13 protein-coding genes are annotated in these 17238 nt (G+C 68.1%); 5 read left to right on the forward strand and 8 right to left on the reverse strand.

Annotated features, from left to right (window positions below; translation table 11 throughout):
• Positions 1–15: 15 nt before the first annotated feature.
• On the reverse strand, positions 16–1392 hold the full coding sequence (locus MJO58_RS02295) for an NADP-dependent succinic semialdehyde dehydrogenase (RefSeq protein ID WP_239721896.1): 1377 nt from the start codon (positions 1390–1392) through the stop codon (positions 16–18).
• Between the two features lie 93 nt (positions 1393–1485).
• On the opposite strand from MJO58_RS02295, the gene MJO58_RS02300 reads away from it, so the two are divergent.
• On the forward strand, positions 1486–3132 hold the full coding sequence (locus tag MJO58_RS02300; protein WP_239721897.1) for an acetolactate synthase large subunit: 1647 nt from the start codon (positions 1486–1488) through the stop codon (positions 3130–3132).
• Positions 3133–3189: 57 nt separating this feature from the next.
• Here the strand turns inward: MJO58_RS02300 and MJO58_RS02305 are convergent, their stop codons facing one another.
• The 5 genes from MJO58_RS02305 to MJO58_RS02325 form a co-directional block, all read right to left on the reverse strand.
• Positions 3190–4638, reverse strand: coding sequence for a lipase maturation factor family protein (locus MJO58_RS02305; protein ID WP_239721898.1), 1449 nt, complete (start codon positions 4636–4638; stop codon positions 3190–3192).
• A 67-nt stretch (positions 4639–4705) separates the two neighbouring features.
• The gene (locus MJO58_RS02310) at positions 4706–8938 is read right to left on the reverse strand and encodes an alpha-(1->3)-arabinofuranosyltransferase (RefSeq protein ID WP_239723140.1); all 4233 of its coding nucleotides are present in this window, start codon (positions 8936–8938) and stop codon (positions 4706–4708) included.
• A 235-nt stretch (positions 8939–9173) separates the two neighbouring features.
• The gene (locus MJO58_RS02315; protein ID WP_066947240.1) at positions 9174–9347 is read right to left on the reverse strand and encodes a DUF2613 domain-containing protein; all 174 of its coding nucleotides are present in this window, start codon (positions 9345–9347) and stop codon (positions 9174–9176) included.
• Between the two features lie 75 nt (positions 9348–9422).
• A complete protein-coding gene (locus MJO58_RS02320) occupies positions 9423–9629 on the reverse strand; it encodes a DUF2613 family protein (RefSeq protein WP_090598775.1) in 207 nt (68 codons plus the stop codon).
• Between the two features lie 93 nt (positions 9630–9722).
• Positions 9723–9983 carry a DUF2613 family protein gene (locus MJO58_RS02325; RefSeq protein WP_239721899.1) on the reverse strand — a complete coding sequence of 87 codons (261 nt, stop codon included), beginning with the start codon at positions 9981–9983 and terminating at the stop codon, positions 9723–9725.
• A gap of 128 nt (positions 9984–10111) precedes the next feature.
• On the opposite strand from MJO58_RS02325, the gene MJO58_RS02330 reads away from it, so the two are divergent.
• From MJO58_RS02330 to MJO58_RS02340, 3 genes are all read left to right on the forward strand, one after another.
• The gene (locus MJO58_RS02330) at positions 10112–11254 is read left to right on the forward strand and encodes a glycoside hydrolase family 3 N-terminal domain-containing protein (RefSeq protein WP_090598782.1); all 1143 of its coding nucleotides are present in this window, start codon (positions 10112–10114) and stop codon (positions 11252–11254) included.
• Positions 11255–11320: 66 nt separating this feature from the next.
• Complete coding sequence (locus MJO58_RS02335) at positions 11321–11950, forward strand: TetR/AcrR family transcriptional regulator (RefSeq protein WP_090598786.1); 630 nt, start codon at positions 11321–11323, stop codon at positions 11948–11950.
• A gap of 18 nt (positions 11951–11968) precedes the next feature.
• Positions 11969–13228, forward strand: coding sequence for a chloride channel protein (locus MJO58_RS02340; RefSeq protein ID WP_090598790.1), 1260 nt, complete (start codon positions 11969–11971; stop codon positions 13226–13228).
• Between the two features lie 8 nt (positions 13229–13236).
• Here MJO58_RS02340 and MJO58_RS02345 read toward each other — a convergent pair whose 3' ends face one another.
• Positions 13237–14082 carry a MaoC/PaaZ C-terminal domain-containing protein gene (locus MJO58_RS02345; protein ID WP_239721900.1) on the reverse strand — a complete coding sequence of 282 codons (846 nt, stop codon included), beginning with the start codon at positions 14080–14082 and terminating at the stop codon, positions 13237–13239.
• A gap of 71 nt (positions 14083–14153) precedes the next feature.
• Positions 14154–15518 (reverse strand): 3-oxoacyl-ACP reductase, encoded by a 1365-nt coding sequence (locus MJO58_RS02350; protein WP_239721901.1) that lies wholly within the window; start codon positions 15516–15518, stop codon positions 14154–14156.
• Between the two features lie 177 nt (positions 15519–15695).
• On the opposite strand from MJO58_RS02350, the gene MJO58_RS02355 reads away from it, so the two are divergent.
• Positions 15696–16994 (forward strand): acetyl-CoA C-acetyltransferase, encoded by a 1299-nt coding sequence (locus tag MJO58_RS02355; RefSeq protein ID WP_434086295.1) that lies wholly within the window; start codon positions 15696–15698, stop codon positions 16992–16994.
• Positions 16995–17238: the final 244 nt, after the last annotated feature.

The following is a 17238-nucleotide window of genomic DNA, read 5'->3' on the forward strand; positions in this document are numbered from 1 at the left end:
TCTGGTCGTTAAGTGCTAGCCGACCCAGACGGTTTTGGCGTTGCAGAACTCGCGGATGCCCAAACCCGCCAGCTCGCGCCCATAGCCGGAGCGCTTGATGCCGCCGAACCCCAGCTCCGGGTAGGACACCGTCATCCCGTTGATGAAGACCTGGCCGGCTTCGATGTCGTCGATGAAGCGCTGCTGTTCGGTCTCGTCGTTGGTCCAGGCGTTGGAGCCCAACCCGAAGGTGGTGGCGTTGGCGATCTCGATGGCTTCGTCGATGTCGGCGGCGCGGTACATCGAGGCGACCGGACCGAACACCTCTTCGGTGTAGAGCGCCATGTCCTTGGTGATGTCGGTGACCACCGTCGGCGGGTAAAACCATCCCGGCCTGTCGGGCGTTTTTCCGCCCAGGCGGATGGTGGCCCCCGCCGCGGCGGCGTCGTCGACCTGCTTGGCGATCTCGTCGCGGCCTGACTCGGTGGCCAGCGGACCCACCTCGGTGTCGGGGTCGGTCGGGTCGCCGACCTTGAGGCTGTCCATGCGCTCGACGAACTTGTCGACGAATGCGTCGTAGATGTCGGTGTGCACGATGAACCGTTTGGCGGCGATGCAGGACTGCCCGTTGTTCTGCGTGCGGGCGGTGACCGCGGTCTTGACGGCCTCCTCGAGGTCCGCCGACGGCATCACGATGAACGGGTCGCTGCCGCCGAGCTCGAGCACGGTGGGCTTGATCTCGTCGCCGCAGATCGCGGCGACCGACTGGCCGGCCGGCTCGCTGCCGGTGAGCGTGGCCGCCGCGACGCGCGGGTCGCGCAGGATGCGCTCGACGACGCTCGATGACACCAGCAATGTCTGGAAGCAGTCGGCCGGGAACCCGCCCCGGGCGATGACGTCGGACAGATACAGCGCCGACTGGGGCACGTTGGAGGCGTGCTTGAGCAGGCCGACATTGCCGGCCATCAGCGCCGGCGCGGCAAACCGCACCGCCTGCCAAAGCGGAAAGTTCCACGGCATGATGGCCAGCACCACACCGAGCGGCTGGTAGCGCGTGTAGGCCTGCTTCGCGCCGACCGCGGTCGCTTCGGCCGGCTCATCTGCGAGCAGCCGCTCGGCGTTCTCGGCATAGTAGCGAAAACCCTTGGCGCACTTGAGCGCTTCGGCCTTGGCCGATTTCAGGGTCTTACCCATCTCCAGGGTCATCATCGCCGCGACTTCGTCGGCTTCGGCCTCGAGCAGGTCGGCGGTGGCGTTGGCCCACTGCGCACGCTGGGCGAAGGTCGTGTTACGGCGGTAGTCAAGGAACCGGGCGTGCGCCCGCTCGATCGCAGCGTCGACTTCGTCGTCGGTAGCAGCGGTGAAGGTCTTGACGGTTTCGCCGGTGGCCGGGTTGATGGTCGCGATTGACACGCTGACATCCTTCCCTTTGCTGTCTTTTTCCGAAGGTAACTGAAACGTCCAACACCTAGCCTGCCACTATCGTTCCCCTAAGGGAGGTGGCGGATGAGTACAGCCGCTCGGCTGATGGTTCAGTGCCTGGAAAACGAGGGTGTGGAGGTGGTCTTCGGGCTGCCCGGGGAGGAGAACATTCGATTCGTCCAGGCCCTGGCGTCGTCGCAGATCCGATACGTGCTCACCCGCCACGAGCAGGCCGCGGCGTTCATGGCCGAGATGTACGGACGCGTGACGGGCCGGGCGGCCGTGGTCTCGGCGACGTTGGGCCCGGGCGCGATCAACATGCAGCTCGGGGTGGCCGACGCCACCACCAACAGCACGCCCATGGTCGCGATTTCCGCGCAGGTCGGGCAGGACCGCCAGTTCAAGGAGTCTCATCAGTACGTCGACCTGGTGTCGATGTTCGTCCCGATTACCCGCTGGGCCGACGGCGTGCCCACCGCACGCGCGATCCCGGAGATGTTCCGAAAGGCTTTCAAAGTCGCCGAGGCCGAACGCCCGGCCGCGGTCTACCTCGCGGTGCCCGAGCACATCGACGCCGACGAGACCGACTACGAGCTGCGCCCGCTGCCGCGCAACGTGGTGCGCGCCGAGGCGCCCGCTCCCGGGCAAATAGAACGCGCGGTCGAGGTGATGCGCAATGCCAAGCGCCCGGTGGTGCTGGCCGGGCACGGCGCCGCGCGGGCCGACGCCACCGCGGCCCTCGTCCGGTTCTCCGAGAACTTCGGCATTCAGGTCGCCAACACCTTCCACGGCAAGGGCGTCATGCCCGACGATCACCCCAACAGCATCGGGACGATCGGGTTCATGCGGCACGACTACGTCAACTTCGGGTTCGACAACGCCGACGTCGTGATCGCGGTCGGCTACGAACTGCAGGAGTTCGACCCGGTCCGGATCAACCCGCAGGCCGACAAGAAGATCATCCATATCCATCGCTTCCCGGCCGAGGTCGACATGCACTATCCGGTCGACGTCGGGATCATCGGTGACATCAGCGCCTCGCTCAACGCGCTGACCGACGCCCTGGCCGGTCACCGCATCGAGCACGCCGACGAGGTGCCGGGTTCGGGTCTGCTGACCAAGGAATTCACTCGGGGACAACAAGATTCGCGGTATCCCTTGGCGCCGCAGCGGGTGGTCGCCGACATCCGGGCCGCGCTGGGCCGCAGTGACGTCGTGCTGGTCGATACCGGTGCGACCAAGATGTGGATGGCGCGGCTCTACCCGACCTATGAGCGCAACACCTGCCTAGTCTCGAATGGGTTGTCCACCATGGCTTTTGCGTTGCCAGGTGCTCTGGGCGTCAAGCTGGCCCGGCCCCAGTCGAAGGTGCTCGCGGTGGTGGGCGACGGCGCTTTCTTGATGAACTCGCAGGAAATCGAGACCGCGGTGCGCGAGCAGATACCGCTGGTGGTGTTGATCTGGGAAGACGGCGGCTACGGCCTGATCGAATGGAAGATGGATCTCGAGCTCGGCAACCACTACTACGTGAAGTTCAACAACCCCGACATCGTGCAGTACGCCGAAAGCTTTGGCGCCAAAGGGTATCGGATCTCTCACGCCGACGAGCTGCTGCCGACGCTGCAGGCCGCGCTCGACGATGACGGGGTTTCGCTGATCGCCTGTCCGGTCGACTACTCGGAGAATCTCCGGCTGACCGATCGCCTCGGTGAGCTAGACGAAACGCTGTAGGCCCGGCAGCGGACGTCGTTGCGGGTCTGCATCGTCGGCAGTCTGGGCTGACCCGGCTCAGCCAGGGGGCGGTGATGTCGGTTTCTGCAGCGTCATCGGCGAAACGTATTGGCCCACCAATGCGCGGTGCCACCACGCCCGATCGCGCCGCAACTCCGCCGGCGTCGTGAAGCGGTACTGGTAGAGCTGCGCTCGCACATAGCGCGGCGGCGAGTCGGGAAAAGGATTGTGCCGCAACAACCGTAGCGTGTGCCGGTCGCCGGTCAGTAGCCGTTGCATGAATGGTTTCAACCATGGCTGGGCATAACCCGGTGAGATGGCGGCGAACCACATCAACCAGTCCAGCCGCAAATGATAGGGCGCCCATTGCCGGGGTAACCGTCTTAGGGCACCGGGCTTGCCCTTGAATTCGTATTCCTGCCAGCCCGTCTGCGCGCTGAGCCGCGGTTCGTCGGTGCCCTCGATCACCACCTCCCGGCGGACACGGCCGATGCTGCCGAAGGCACCGTACGTGTTAACCAAATGAAAGGGGTTGAACGACATGTTCATTCGCTGACGCGGTGAGAGCATGTTGCGCACCGGCCAGTACGTCAGGAACAGCACCGCGCCCGCGAAGCCCGCCACGCAGACCACGAACCACAGTGGCGCCGCCGATACCGCGAAATGTCCGGGTATCGGCACCAGCACCGCTGCCGCCGAATCGTCGATGGCGCTGAACGCCAGCACGATCGTCAGCCAATTGAGCCAGGCGAAGTTGCCCGACATCACCAGCCATAGTTGTGTGACCACGACGATCGCCGCGGCCACGCTGGCTACCGGCTGAGGCGCGAACAACCCGAACGGCACCACCAGCTGCGCGAAGTGGTTGCCCGCCACCTCAATTCGATGCAGCGGCTTTGGCAGGTGATGGAAGAACCAGCTCAGCGGACCCGGCATCGGCTGGGTTTCGTGGTGGTAGTACAGGCAGGTCAGGTCGCGCCAGCAGGCGTCGCCGCGCATCTTGATCAGCCCGGCGCCGAACTCGACCCGAAACAGCAGCAGTCGCGCCATCCACAACGTCAGCATCGGCGGTGCGACGCGATCGTTGCCGAGGAAGATCATCAGGAATCCGCTTTCCAGCAATAGGGATTCCCAGCCGAACGAATACCACGCCTGCCCGACGTTGACGATCGAAAGGTAGAGCCCCCACAGCATCAGCCAGACCGACATCGCGGCCCACAGCGGCAGCAGGTCGGCCGCGCCGACGACGACGGCCGCCGACAGCGCGGCGCCGAGCCAGGACACCGATGCGAACAGCCGATCGGAGTAGTGCAACGCAAAGATGCTGGGCGATCTCCACCATGACTGCCGCGCCAAAAACCGCGGCACCGGCAGGATTCCGTGCTCGCCGATCAGGGCGCGGAACTGCAGCGCGGCGGCGATGAACGCGATCAGGTAGATGGCCGCCACGCCGCGCTCGAGCACGAACCTGCCCAACCAGTAGTCGGGGGCTGAAAACCATTCCATGGCCACAACTCCTCGCACAGCGGCGGTCATACGATTCCGCGTTTCCAGTCAACCAGCCGATGAACGGCTAGCCAACGCCCGAAATGTCGTCGCGTGCCGGGCGCCGGCGATCCGGCAGGGCGATCACCGAGGCGGCGACCGCGGCTAGCGAAATCAACGCCAGCAGTTGGACATTCGCGGAATGGCCAGCGTACCCGTCGACTGACCGCCAGGGATGTCGCGACAGCGCTGCACCGGCCAGAATCAGTCCGCCCGCACTGGCGGCGATGGTGATCCGGTCGCGCAACCGCTCGCGATGACGCAGCGCGTACCGCAGGCCAAGTGCGGCGCCGGTCACGACTACCCCCGCCACGCCGGCGATCACCGCCCCGGCCGCCAGCAGTGCCGCGGCCGCCCAGGGCCCGGGCGTCCATGGTGGCGCCGGTGGGTCGTCGAACCGGCCGCGCCGGCGCCACCACGCGAGGATGGCCAACATCGGCAGCAATGCCAGGCCCGCGGCCAGCCCGACCCGGTACAGCGAGTTGGACGCGAAGCTCAGCGTGATCGTGCCGGGATCACCGGCGGGCACCACCCAGCCCTGCTGCCACCCGTTGACGGCGACGGGCGTCAGGCGGGCGCCGGTGCTGGTGCGTGCCACCCAGCCGGGATTGATGCTTTCGGGAATGACCAGCACCCGGGCGGTGGGCGACGCCGGGGCCCGGACTTCGCGACGGTCGGGTCCCCACGCCCCCGTCGCGGCCGGCACCGTCGAAACCCCAGTGGGGCCGGGCGATTCGGCGGTCGAGAGTTGTGCCCCGTCCACGACGAACTGAGCGCCGGGGCTGATCAACAATTCCTGTTGCCCGGCCGGCAGCGCGATCGGATTGGGATCGCAGGCGCTCACCGGTGTCGGCTCGCCGTCGAGCAGCGCTCCCGCCGTGGTCCGGATCGAGGTGTGCACGAACCGGCCGGCGACCGCGATGACCGGGCCGTGCTCGCAGTCGACGACGATCTCGCGCGACCGGTTGCGCGCCGCATCGGCGGGGGCGATCGGGTTGCCGTCGGCGCCCAGCGCCGCGACCTCGGCCAGTCCCGGCGCCTTGAGCTGGTCGAAGCCCAGCGCGTTGCGGTCGATGACGTCTTGCCAGTCCAGCAGGCTGACGGTGACGGTATCGGTGACGCGGGGCCGCAACGTCAGCGTCTGCGGCCGCGCGGCCCCCTCGTCGCTCGGTGTGAGTTTGCGGACCTGCGGCCCGTCGCCGAGGTTGACGGCCACCACCGTCGGCCGCGCGGGCAACGTCGAGCGGCTGGGCAGCAGCCGCAGCCCCGCGACCTCGGTCGGCCTGGGCAGCACCAGCGTCAGCGTCGGCGCGCTCTTGTGTTGGACCACGCGCTGCGGCGCGGTCCAAGCGGTGGCCGGATCGCCGTCGGTGGCCGCATAGGCCGACCCAAGGATGTCCACCGTGTCCGAATCACCCTGGGCCCGAGTCATATTCGGCTCAGCGATCAGGTCGGCCAAGTTGGGTCCCTGCCGGGGGCGCACCCACACCCGGGGGGTGACCGATACCGGTGCGGGAACGGTCAGGGTGCGGCTGAAATTGACCGGCTCCTCCGGAGCCAGTGCCATCGACGGTGCGCAGCGCACGCCGTCGCCCGCCGCGGCGCAGCCCGGCCGGCCGAGCAGTTCGGTGCCCAGGTCCCAGCCTTTGACCGCCGAGCCCCGCGGCGGACCGGGCACCCGCACGGTGTGCCGCAGGTCGACCGGGTGCGCGAAGCCGGAGGCGTCGTACTGGGTGATCGACAGGTCGGTGATGCCGAACTGCACGCCGCTGGATCCATCGTCGGTGCCGGCGGCGGTGATCCGGACCCACGGGGTTTCGCCGTAGGGCAGCGCCGCGGTGAGCGGCTTGCCGGGCTGATCGAAGCGCAGCGTGGTGCTGCCGGTGGCGGTGTCGATCACGATGCGACGGACCTGGGAACCCACCGCGGTCGCGCTGGGTGTGAGGGTGAGCGCCGCGTTGGTCACCGGGTGGTCGAAGTTCACCTGCATCCACTGCCCGACCGCGGCTTGCAGGGCATTGGTCACCCACGCGGTTGCCGGATCGCCGTCGATCGCGGCGGCGGGGGAGGTCGCCGGGGCGACATCGGGCATCGCGGTCGAATCCGACGACGAACTCGAGACCGTGATCCGGCCGCCGTTCCACCCGCCGAACACCGGTTCGGCGCCCGGGACCGGATAGTCGGGCACCCGGTTGAAGGTGTGCCGGGTGTCGCCGTCGGCGCGGATCGCCGACGAGTGTTCGTCGACGCGGCCGTAGTCGGTCTCCCGCGCCGTCGGGGTGTCCGTCACGGTCACGAGGGGCGCGGGCAGGTTGGCACCGCGGGCGTCGGTGGTCAGCAGCGCCGGCCCCAGTGGTTGCTGGCCCAACAGCCGGCGGCGCTCATCGAGACGCAGCAGCACTTCGGGGCCGCCGTCGATGCGGGGCAACGAATCGATGTCGGCGAAGTAGGGCGCGCCGGGGTTGCCGGGAGCGGCCACCTTGTAGATCTCGACCGCCGGATAGCGCGGCCGCAGCCCACTGTCGGCGACGAACCCGGGCAACGTGCCGGGCCCCACCGGCTCGCCGAACTGCGCCGCCTTCTCCAGCCGCGGCGACCCGTCGATGGTGCGGTGCACCAGGATCGGGCGCGCCGAACGCGACGATTCGGGATCCAGGTCGTTGCGCACCACCACATACGAAATACCTTGGCGGGCAAGGGTATCGGCCAGCCCGGCGGACGGGAGGCCCGCGGCGAACAGGCGCTGTACCGAGTCCAGCGCCCGGATGGTTTGGGGCGGGGTCAACGGGATGGAGTCGCGCACGCCCCACGGGCTGCTGCCGAGCACCTGGAGCGGCTCGTCGTGGGTGGTGCCCCATACCTGCGTGGCGAACGGTGCACCCGGGACCACCAGCACCCGCCCGGGGGCAGCGCTGCCGGTCCCGGAAGAATTGTGCGCGCTGAGCCAGTCGGCGGCGTCGTGCCAATAGCGGGGGATCGCGCTGAACGTACCCGGTGGAGCCAGGCGCGCCGTCCACGCCAGCGAGGTGCTGACCATCAGCGCGGTCAATACCACCATCGTCACGGCGACGCGCTTGTCGCGCTCGGGGTGGGCGAACGCGGCCACCCACTGCGCGCGTGGCGCGCTGCCCGGAAGCGGTACCCGGCCCAGCAGCGCCGCGACGCCCAGCACGATCGGGATCCGGATGACCGACTCCAGCTTGTGCACGTTGCGCAGCGGTGCGCCCGCGGCGTCCAGGAACAGCTGCATCTGATGGGCCACCGGCGAGCCCAGCCCCCCGCTGTAGCCAGCAGCCATCAACACGACGCCGACCAGCAGCATTGTCACCAGCCGTCCGCGGGCCGGCATCCCGGCGCGGGCGAGCCCGGCCAGCCCGGCCGCCGCGACCAGGCAGGTCGCCAGGATGGCCGCCGATCCGGTGACCAGCGGCGCACCCGCGGTCGCCGTCGGGGCCACGAACGGCGTCCAGCTGTCGGTACCGCGCAACATCTCGACCAGCGACGACCATTGCGTCGTCACACCCGAGGACTCGATGAAGTCCAGGAACGGTGGACTGACGTTACGCAGTAGCACCAGCGCGACGACCCACCACAGCATCGCCAGCACGAGACTGAACAGCCACCATCCCGTGTAGCGCCACCACAAGCGATTCGGCCGATGACAGGCCCACCAGATCACCGCCGGCAGGCAACCCGCCAGCGTGGCGATGGCGTTGACCGCGCCCATCAGCGCGACCGCCAGCCCCGCTTGGCCGGCCAGTGCCCGCACCGATCTGCCGCCGCCGCCCCGCAACGCCAGGATCGTCGGCAGCAACACCCACGGCGCCAGCATGATCGGCAGGGTTTCCGACGAGATCGAGCCGAGCGTGGTCAGCACCCGCGGGCTCAACGCGAACGCGGCGGCGCCGACCAGACGCGATGTCGGGCTGCCGATCCCGAGCGTCTCGGCGACCCGCAGCAAGCCCCAGAAGCCGACCGTCAGCAGCAATGCCCACCACAGCCGTTGGGTCATCCAGCCGGGCACGCCGAGCAGGTGGCCGATCGCGAAGAACGCGCCGTGCGGAAACAGGTAGCCGTAAGCCTGATTCTGCGTCTGGCCGAATGGCAGCTCGCTGTTCCACAGGTTCGTCGCGCGGGCCAGGAAGCGCAGCGGGTTGACGGTCAGGTCCAGCTTGGTGTCGGGGGACACTTGCCCGGGGGATTGGGCGAACGTCAGTGCCAGGCAGACCGCGCCAACCAGCAACAGCCAGCGCCGAGACAGCGGGGTAACGGGGACGTCCGCGACCGATGCCGACGGAGTCGTTGCCGCTGCTGAGTCGGACGGGGGCAATCCACTGCGCGCGGCGTCTTCCGGTAGTGGCGAACCGCTGCGCCCGGCGTCTTCCTGTAGTGGCGACCCGCTGCGCCCGGCTACGTCGCGCTTGCGATCGCCACGGCCGCGCTTGCGATCGCCACGGCCGCGCTCGCGATCGCCACCGCCGCGCCTGCGATCGCCGCTAGCTACGGTTGCCGTATTCGACCCGGTTGAGCACTGACGACTGCGGATCGCCCCCGGGAAGTGGCGGCTTCGTGTCCTGTTGCACCATCAGGGTGACCCCGAAGATCGCGGCCGCGCCCAGCAACAAACCAACCACCACACTCGCGGCAGCGGGTGCAATGATTCGGTTCATCGGTCTCCTCGGGTTCGCGGGGGACTACCCAAAAGTCAACCTAGCAGAACGCCCGTCACGGTCCGCTGACGTCAGTCAGGGCAACGGTATGCAATGACCGTGCCAACACCGGTCGCCGTACTGCACGGGGTAGGGCACGGTAAGGCTGCGCACTGCCGGGACGGTCTGCACCGGCGCCGTGCTGTGGTCCTCGACGGCGAGCGTTACGCCAACGGTCGCCGCGGCGCCGATCATCAGTCCTGCGGCGATGCCGGCGACAGCGGCCAGCGTGCACCCGGTCATCGCCTGGCTCCTCCCCTTGCCAGTCAAATTGGGTCTGCAGCCAAGGTAACCGGGAGGGCGGCTCCCACCCGTGAGGTGGCGCCGCGGGTCGCGTCAGGGCTGCAGTTCCGGCGGCAGTGCCGGAATCGGCGGGATCTGGTTCAAGCAGTCGTCCGGGTTGTCGCACGGGAGGCAATACCCGCCGATGCACCGGTCGCCGTACTGCACGAGGTAGTGCGAGGACGGGTTGGACGGGGCACGGGCCGGCACCACGGTGTGGTCTTCGGCCGCGAGCGTGACGCCGACGGTGGCGACGGCACCGATCGCGATACCCGCGGCGATACCTGCCGCGGCTGCCAGCGTGAAGGCAGTCATCGCTGCCTCCTCCCTGCCGGTCCTCGCGGGCGTGTGGCTAACTTATCCCGGCCAAGCGGTCGGCGCCCTTGGAATTCGCCCAGTCGGGCGCGCATCGATGCGCATGACCGTCGTGACACCATGTCCCGATGCCTTTTCCGCGCACTCTGGCCGCGCTGCTCGCCGCCACCGCTGTGGTGGCGGCGTGTGGGCACGACACCGGCCGGCCCCCCGCATCCACGAGCAGCAAGGTGGTCGCCGCACCTCCGGCGCCACCGGTTTGTGGCGACCCCACAGCCAAGCTGTCGACCCGCGACAAGCTGGCCCAGTTGCTGATGGTCGGGGTGAAGAACGCCGACGACGCCCGCGCGGTGGTCAACGGCTACCACGTCGGCGGCATTTTCATCGGCAGCTGGACAGACCTGGACATCTTCAAGGGTCCACTGGCCGAGATCGCGGGCAGCGCGGGGCCGCTGCCGTTGGCGGTCAGCGTCGACGAAGAAGGCGGCCGGGTATCGCGGCTGAAATCGCTGATCGGGACCGCCCCCGCACCCCGGCAGCTGGCCCAGAGTCAAACCGTCGAGCAGGTCCGCGACCAGGCGGCCCAGCGCGGCAAGAAGATGCACGACCTGGGCATCACCGTCGACTTCGCGCCGGTGGTCGATGTCTCCGACGAGCCGGACGACGCCGTGATCGGGAACCGCTCGTTCAGCAACGACCCGGCCGTCGTCACCGCGTACGCCGGGGCCTACGCGCAGGGCCTGCGCGACGCCGGCGTGCTGCCGGTGCTCAAACACTTCCCCGGCCACGGGCACGGGTCCGGGGATTCGCACCAGGGCGGCGTCGTCACACCGCCGCTGAGCGATCTGCAAACCAGCGACCTGGTGCCGTATCGGACGCTGATCACCGCGACACCCGTCGCTGTCATGGTGGGCCACCTGCAGGTTCCCGGGCTGACCGGCGACGACCCGGCCAGTTTGAGCCGGCCTGCGGTGCAATTGCTGCGCGACGGCATCGGCTACGGGGCCCCACCCTTCAACGGGCCGGTGTTCAGCGACGACCTGTCCAGCATGGCCGCAATCTCCGACCGGTTCGGCGTTGCCGAAGCGGCGCTGCGGAGTTTGCAGGCCGGCATCGATGTCGCGCTGTGGGTCACCACCGACGAAGTCCCCGCGGTCCTGGACCGCCTTGAAAAGGCAGTATCCGCAGGCGAATTGGCGTTGCCGGCGGTGGACCAATCGCTGGTTCGGGTGGCCACGATGAAGGGACCCGCCCGCACGTGTGGACACTGACCGGCCGCTCGATCGTTACCCTGGAGTCAGATTGACGGAGCCCGACGGGCTTGAAAGGGCGCAGCGATGGCAGGTGGTACCAAGCGGCTACCGCGTGCTGTCCGGGAACAGCAAATGCTCGACGCGGCCGTGCAGATGTTCTCGGTCAACGGCTACCACGAGACGTCGATGGACACCATCGCCGCCGCGGCCGAGATTTCCAAGCCGATGCTCTACCTGTACTACGGCTCCAAAGAGGACTTGTTCGGCGCCTGCCTGAATCGCGAGATGACCCGGTTCATCGACGCGGTGCGCGCCGACATCGACTTCAGTCAAAGCCCGAGGGACCTGCTGCGCAACACCATCGGGTCGTTCCTGCGTTACATCGACGCCAACCGAGCGTCCTGGATCGTGATGTACACCCAGGCCATCAGCTCGCAGGCGTTTGCCCACACGGTGCGTGAGGGACGTGAGCAGATCATCGAGCTGGTGGCCGGCCTGGTGCGCGAAAACAGTCGCACGCCGCGCACGGATGCCGAGCATCAGATGATGGCCGTCGCGCTGGTGGGCGCCGGCGAGGCGATGGCCAACCGGCTGTCCACCGGCGACATCGACGTCGACGATGCGGCCGAGCTGATGATCGACTTATTCTGGCACGGCCTTCGGGGCGTGCCGGTGGATCACGACGCCAGCGCCTCGACGCGCAATGCGGGCTAGATTCGTGCAGTGCCCCGCGTGCGTGCCTGGACCTCGGGACGCAATGTCGACTTCTTCTGTGCCGTCGTCATTGTGGGCCTGTTGGCGGGGGTCGCCGGACTGTCGACGACGTTCGTGTTGCGCTTTGTTCAGCACCTGACCTACAACTACAGTTTCGGCACCCTGCTGTCCGGGGTCACCGGCAGCAGCCCGGTCCGCCGCGCGCTGGGGCCGATGGTCGGCGCGGCGCTGGCCGGGCTGGGCTGGTGGATGCTGCGGCGCCGAGCCGAGGTGCCGCCGCTGGCCGGAACGATCGCCCGCCACGAGCGGATACCGCGGCTGTCCTGGAGCATCGACGCCATGCTGCAGGTGCTGTTGGTCGGCTCGGGGGCATCCCTGGGCCGGGAGGGTGCGCCACGCCAATTCGCGGCTGCGCTCGGCGATTTCGGGACCGGCTGGCTGAGGCGGCTGTCCAGCCGCGACCGCGAGATCCTGCTGGCGTGCGCGGCCGGTGCCGGGCTGGGCGCGGTGTACGCCGTGCCGCTGGCCGGCGCGTTGTTCTCGGTGCGGATCATGCTCAACACCTGGCATCCCCGGGCGCTGGGCGCGGCATGTCTGACCTCCAGCCTGGCCGTCGCGATCGGCTCGGCCATCACCCGCGATCAGCCCAACCTGCAGTGGCCGATCGGGGAGTCCACCTACCTGCTGACCGCGCACGGGCTGGTCATGGCCCCGGTTGCGCTGGCGACGGGCCTGGCGTTCAACCGGCTGATGGCCGCGGCGCGCCCGGCCCGCCAGATCCGCAGCTGGGTGCTGATTCCCGGGCTCGCCGGCGCCGGGCTGGTGATCGGCATCTGCTCGCATTGGTGGCCCGAATTGCCCGGCAACGGCCGCAGCATCCTGACCGTCAGTCTGGCCAGCGGGCTGACGCTGACCGCGGCGATCGCGATCCTGGTATTGAAGCCGCTGTTGACCGCCCTGTTCCTGCGCGCCGGCGGTGCCGGCGGGATGCTCACGCCGTCGCTGGCCACCGGCGCTGCCGCCGGGACGGTGCTGGTGTTGGCGATCAATTGGATCACCGGGACTCACCTACACGTGCCGGCGGTCTCGCTGGCCGGCGCCGCCGGGGTACTCGCGGTCACCCAGGGCTCGCCGATCTGGGCGGCGATCTTCGTCTGGGAGCTGGCCCGCCCGCCGCTATGGCTGTTCGGAGTTTTCCTGCTGACCGCGACCGGCGCGCACGGCCTGAAAAAGCTGCTCAGCGTGCGCACCCAGATGCACGACGAACGCGCCGGCTGAGCCGTTCGCTACAGCGGCCGGACGCTGCCGGTCAAATGCGGATAGCCCTTGGCGATGTTGCGCAGCGAAAGCTCCCAGCTGCCCCGGTCGTTTTCGTCGATGTAGAGACCCAAGGTCGCGGGCAGGATCACCGGCTTGCCGAACCGCACCGAGTACGTCGCCGCGTCGGGTATCCGGGCCTCGATGTTAGCCAATACCGCTGCGGCGCTGAACATTCCGTGCGCAATAACGGTCGGGAATCCGAATAGCCTGGCGGCGATCGGGTTGGTGTGGATCGGATTGTGATCACCGCCGATGACGGCATAGCGGCGGATCTGGCCAGGCGTGATGCGGAGCACGGCGGGCGGTGGCGGCAGCTTCGGCTGTTTCTGCGGTGGGGGTTTGGGTTCGTCGGACAGGCTGGTGCGCTGCTGATGCAGGAAGGTCGTCACCTGATGCCACGCGGGTTCGTTGCCGACATGTAAGTCGGTCACCAGGTCGACGAGCAGTCCCTTGCGGTGCTCGCGCAAATTCTCGGCGTGCACCCGCACCCCGACGGTGTCGGTGACCGCGATCGGCCGGTACTGCGTGATGTGGTTCTCGGTGTGCACCGAACCCATTGCGGCGAAAGGGAAGTCAAATCCCGTCACCAACGACATCAGCGTCGGGAAGGTCAGCGCGAACGGGTAGGTGAGCGGCACGTTGTTGCCGTAGCGCAGACCCGTGATCGCGGCGTACTCGGCCACGTTCGTCTGGTCGATCGGCAGTTCCTCGACGGTCACCGCGCGGCTGGGCAGCTGATCCGTCCGGGACACCAGGGGCAGCGCCCCGGCGGCCGCTCGCAGCATGTTCCGCAGGCCGCTTGGCTGATTCATTCGTTCTCCTTGAGCTTCGGCTGAATTGTCCGCTCCTCAGCGGGCCGTTCCCGCCCGCATCGTCACCGGACTCAGGCGCCCAGCATGGCCTGGCCGCAGACGCGAATGACGTTGCCGGTCACCGCGTTTGACGCCGGACTGGCGAAGTAGGCGATCGTCTCGGCGACGTCGACCGGCTGCCCGCCCTGCAGCAGCGAGTTCATCCGGCGGCCCACCTCGCGGGTAGCCAGCGGAATCGCTTCGGTCATCTTGGTTTCGATGAATCCCGGCGCCACCGCGTTGATCGTGATGCCCTTCTCGTGCAGCTCCGGCGCCAGCGCCTGGGTGAGGCCGATCATCCCGGCCTTCGTGGTGGCGTAGTTGGTCTGCCCGCGGTTGCCGGCAATGCCGGCCATCGATGACAAGCCGATCACCCGGCCACCCTCGCCGATGCTGCCGTTTCCGATTAGCCCTTCGGTAAGTCGTTGCGGGGCTAGCAGATTGACGGCGAGGACGGAGTCCCAGCGGGCGTCGTCCATGTTGGCGAGCAGCTTGTCGCGCGTGATGCCGGCGTTGTTGACCAGCACATCGGCGTGCCCGGCGTAGTGGTCGCGCAGGTGCTCGGTGATCTTGTCGACGGCGTCGTCGGCGGTGACGTCGAGCCAAAGCGCTGTGCCGCCCACCCGGCTCGCGGTTTCGGCCAGCGCCTCGGCAGCAGACTCCACGTCGATAGCGACGACACGCGCACCGTCGCGGGCGAACACCTCGGCGATCGTCGCGCCGATGCCGCGGGCGGCACCGGTCACGATCGCCACCTTGCCGTCCAGCGGTCGGTCCCAGTCCGCCGGCGGGGTGGAGTCGTCGGCACCCAGGTAGAAGACCTGGCCGTCCACATAGGCCGACTTGGCCGAAAGGATAAACCGCAGAGTCGATTCCAGGCCCGTCGCGGCCGGTTTGGCGTCCGGCGACAGGTAGACCAGCGCCACGGTCGAGCCGTGGCGCAGCTCCTTGCCCAGCGAGCGGGTGAAGCCCTCCAGTGCGCGCTGCGCGATCCGCTCGTCGGTGCTTCCCGCAGCGTCGGGTGTGGTGCCGACCACAACCACGCGCGCGCAGTGGGCAAGATTACGCAGGAGCGGTGTGAAGAAATCGTGCAGCGCCTTGAGCCCGTTGGGCGCCTTAATTCCGGTGGCGTCGAAGACCAGCCCGCCGAACCGGTCGGCCCAGCGGCCACCCAGATTGTTGCTGACCACGTCGTAGTCGTTGTCCAGCGCCGCCCGCAGCGGCTCGACGACCCTGCCTTCGCCGCCGATCAGCAAGGATCCGGGCAGCGGTGGGTCACCGGCGGAGTACCTGCGCAGGTTCTCGGGTTGCGGAACACCAAGTTGCTTTGCAACAAAGGATCCGGGACCGGAGTTGACAACGTGTGAGAACAGATCGGACGAACGATTGGGAGCCACTGAGCTGCCTTCCGTTTCTTGGGTGCCGTACAAGCCAACCGTATCGGGGACGAACTTACTGCAGAGTAAGAACCGTGGGTAGTATGGGTTCCAACGGCCAATCCCCCAAACTGACAATTGGAGATGAACGTGGCCCCTGCAAGTTCGCAGCCAAGTAATCGGGCAGCCCAGACGAGTATGAAGTCCCGGCGACGCGTCGCCGTGCTGGGCGGCAATCGCATTCCGTTCGCACGGTCCGACGGTGCCTACGCCGAGGCGTCCAATCAGGACATGTTCACTGCGGCCCTGGGTGGTCTGGTGGACCGGTTCGGGTTGGGCGGGCAACGACTGGGCCTGGTCGTCGGCGGTGCGGTGCTCAAACACAGCCGCGACTTCAACTTGATGCGTGAGTGTGTGCTGGGGTCCGAATTGTCTTCGTACACACCGGCATTCGACATTCAGCAAGCGTGCGGTACCGGCTTGCAGGCGGCGATCGCGGCCGCGGACGGCATCGCGTCGGGCCGCTACGACGTCGCCGCCGCCGGCGGGGTGGACACCACGTCCGACCCGCCGATCGGCCTGGGCGACAACCTGCGCCGCACCCTGCTGAAGTTGCGCCGGTCCAAGTCCAACCTGCAACGGTTGAAGCTGGTGGGCACGCTGCCCGCCACCCTCGGCGTCGAAATCCCGGCCAACAGCGAACCGCGCACCGGGCTGTCGATGGGCGAGCACGCCGCCATCACCGCCAAGCAGATGGGGATCAAGCGGGTCGACCAGGACGAGTTGGCGGTCGCCAGCCACCACAACATGGCGGCGGCCTACGACCGCGGCTTTTTCGACGACCTCGTCACCCCCTTCCTGGGGTTGTACCGCGACGACAACCTGCGGGCCAACTCCAGCACCGAGAAGCTCGCCACGCTGCGCCCGGTATTCGGCGTCAAGGCCGGCGACGCGACGATGACGGCGGGCAACTCGACCCCATTGACCGACGGCGCCTCGGTCGCCCTGCTGGCCACCGATGAGTGGGCCGCCGAGCATTCGGTGCCCGTGCTGGCCTACCTGGTGGACGCGGAGACCGCCGCGGTCGACTACGTCAACGGGCGTGACGGGCTGCTGATGGCGCCGACGTATTCGGTGCCCCGACTGCTCGCTCGCAACGGCCTGAGCCTGCAGGATTTCGACTTCTACGAGATCCACGAGGCCTTTGCGTCGGTGGTGCTGGCGCATCTGCAGGCGTGGGCGTCCGAGGAGTACTGCAAGGAACGGCTGGGCCTCGACGCCGCGCTCGGATCGATCGACCGGTCCAAACTCAACGTCAACGGTTCGTCGCTGGCCGCCGGCCACCCGTTCGCGGCCACCGGAGGGCGCATCCTGGCCCAGGCCGCCAAACAACTGGCCGAGAAGAAAACCGAGCACCAAGGCGGGGGTCCGGTGCGTGCGCTGATCTCGATCTGTGCGGCCGGCGGGCAGGGTGTAGCGGCCATTTTGGAGGCCTGACCTGCGGTTGTGCGATAACGGCCGATCCGCACCGGTCGCGAATGAGGTTCGTCACAACTGATTAGCGAGACCAGGGGACGGGTAAACGTTGTGCGGATTGTCCCGTGTTGTGGTCTGACCCCCCGACCCCGACGGCAACACGGGGCATCCCCTATTCGATCGCCGGTCTGAGAATTGACGGGCGTACGAAAAGGGCCGCCGCTGGTTTGAGGGGATCCAGCGGCGGTCTTTTTGGTACCGCCCG

It is taken from the genome of Mycobacterium lentiflavum (assembly GCF_022374895.2).
Lineage (GTDB): Bacteria > Actinomycetota > Actinomycetes > Mycobacteriales > Mycobacteriaceae > Mycobacterium > Mycobacterium lentiflavum.

What these genes read in the sequence shown, in the direction of transcription:
- MJO58_RS02300 (WP_239721897.1), top strand. Translation starts at nt 1,486, where the DNA reads ATGAGTACAGCCGCTCGGCTGATGGTTCAGTGCCTGGAAAACGAGGGT.
- MJO58_RS02305 (WP_239721898.1), bottom strand. Translation starts at nt 4,638, where the DNA reads ATGGAATGGTTTTCAGCCCCCGACTACTGGTTGGGCAGGTTCGTGCTC.
- MJO58_RS02315 (WP_066947240.1), bottom strand. Translation starts at nt 9,347, where the DNA reads ATGAACCGAATCATTGCACCCGCTGCCGCGAGTGTGGTGGTTGGTTTG.
- MJO58_RS02320 (WP_090598775.1), bottom strand. Translation starts at nt 9,629, where the DNA reads ATGACCGGGTGCACGCTGGCCGCTGTCGCCGGCATCGCCGCAGGACTG.
- MJO58_RS02325 (WP_239721899.1), bottom strand. Translation starts at nt 9,983, where the DNA reads ATGACTGCCTTCACGCTGGCAGCCGCGGCAGGTATCGCCGCGGGTATC.
- MJO58_RS02330 (WP_090598782.1), top strand. Translation starts at nt 10,112, where the DNA reads ATGCCTTTTCCGCGCACTCTGGCCGCGCTGCTCGCCGCCACCGCTGTG.
- MJO58_RS02335 (WP_090598786.1), top strand. Translation starts at nt 11,321, where the DNA reads ATGGCAGGTGGTACCAAGCGGCTACCGCGTGCTGTCCGGGAACAGCAA.
- MJO58_RS02345 (WP_239721900.1), bottom strand. Translation starts at nt 14,082, where the DNA reads ATGAATCAGCCAAGCGGCCTGCGGAACATGCTGCGAGCGGCCGCCGGG.
- MJO58_RS02355 (WP_434086295.1), top strand. Translation starts at nt 15,696, where the DNA reads ATGAAGTCCCGGCGACGCGTCGCCGTGCTGGGCGGCAATCGCATTCCG.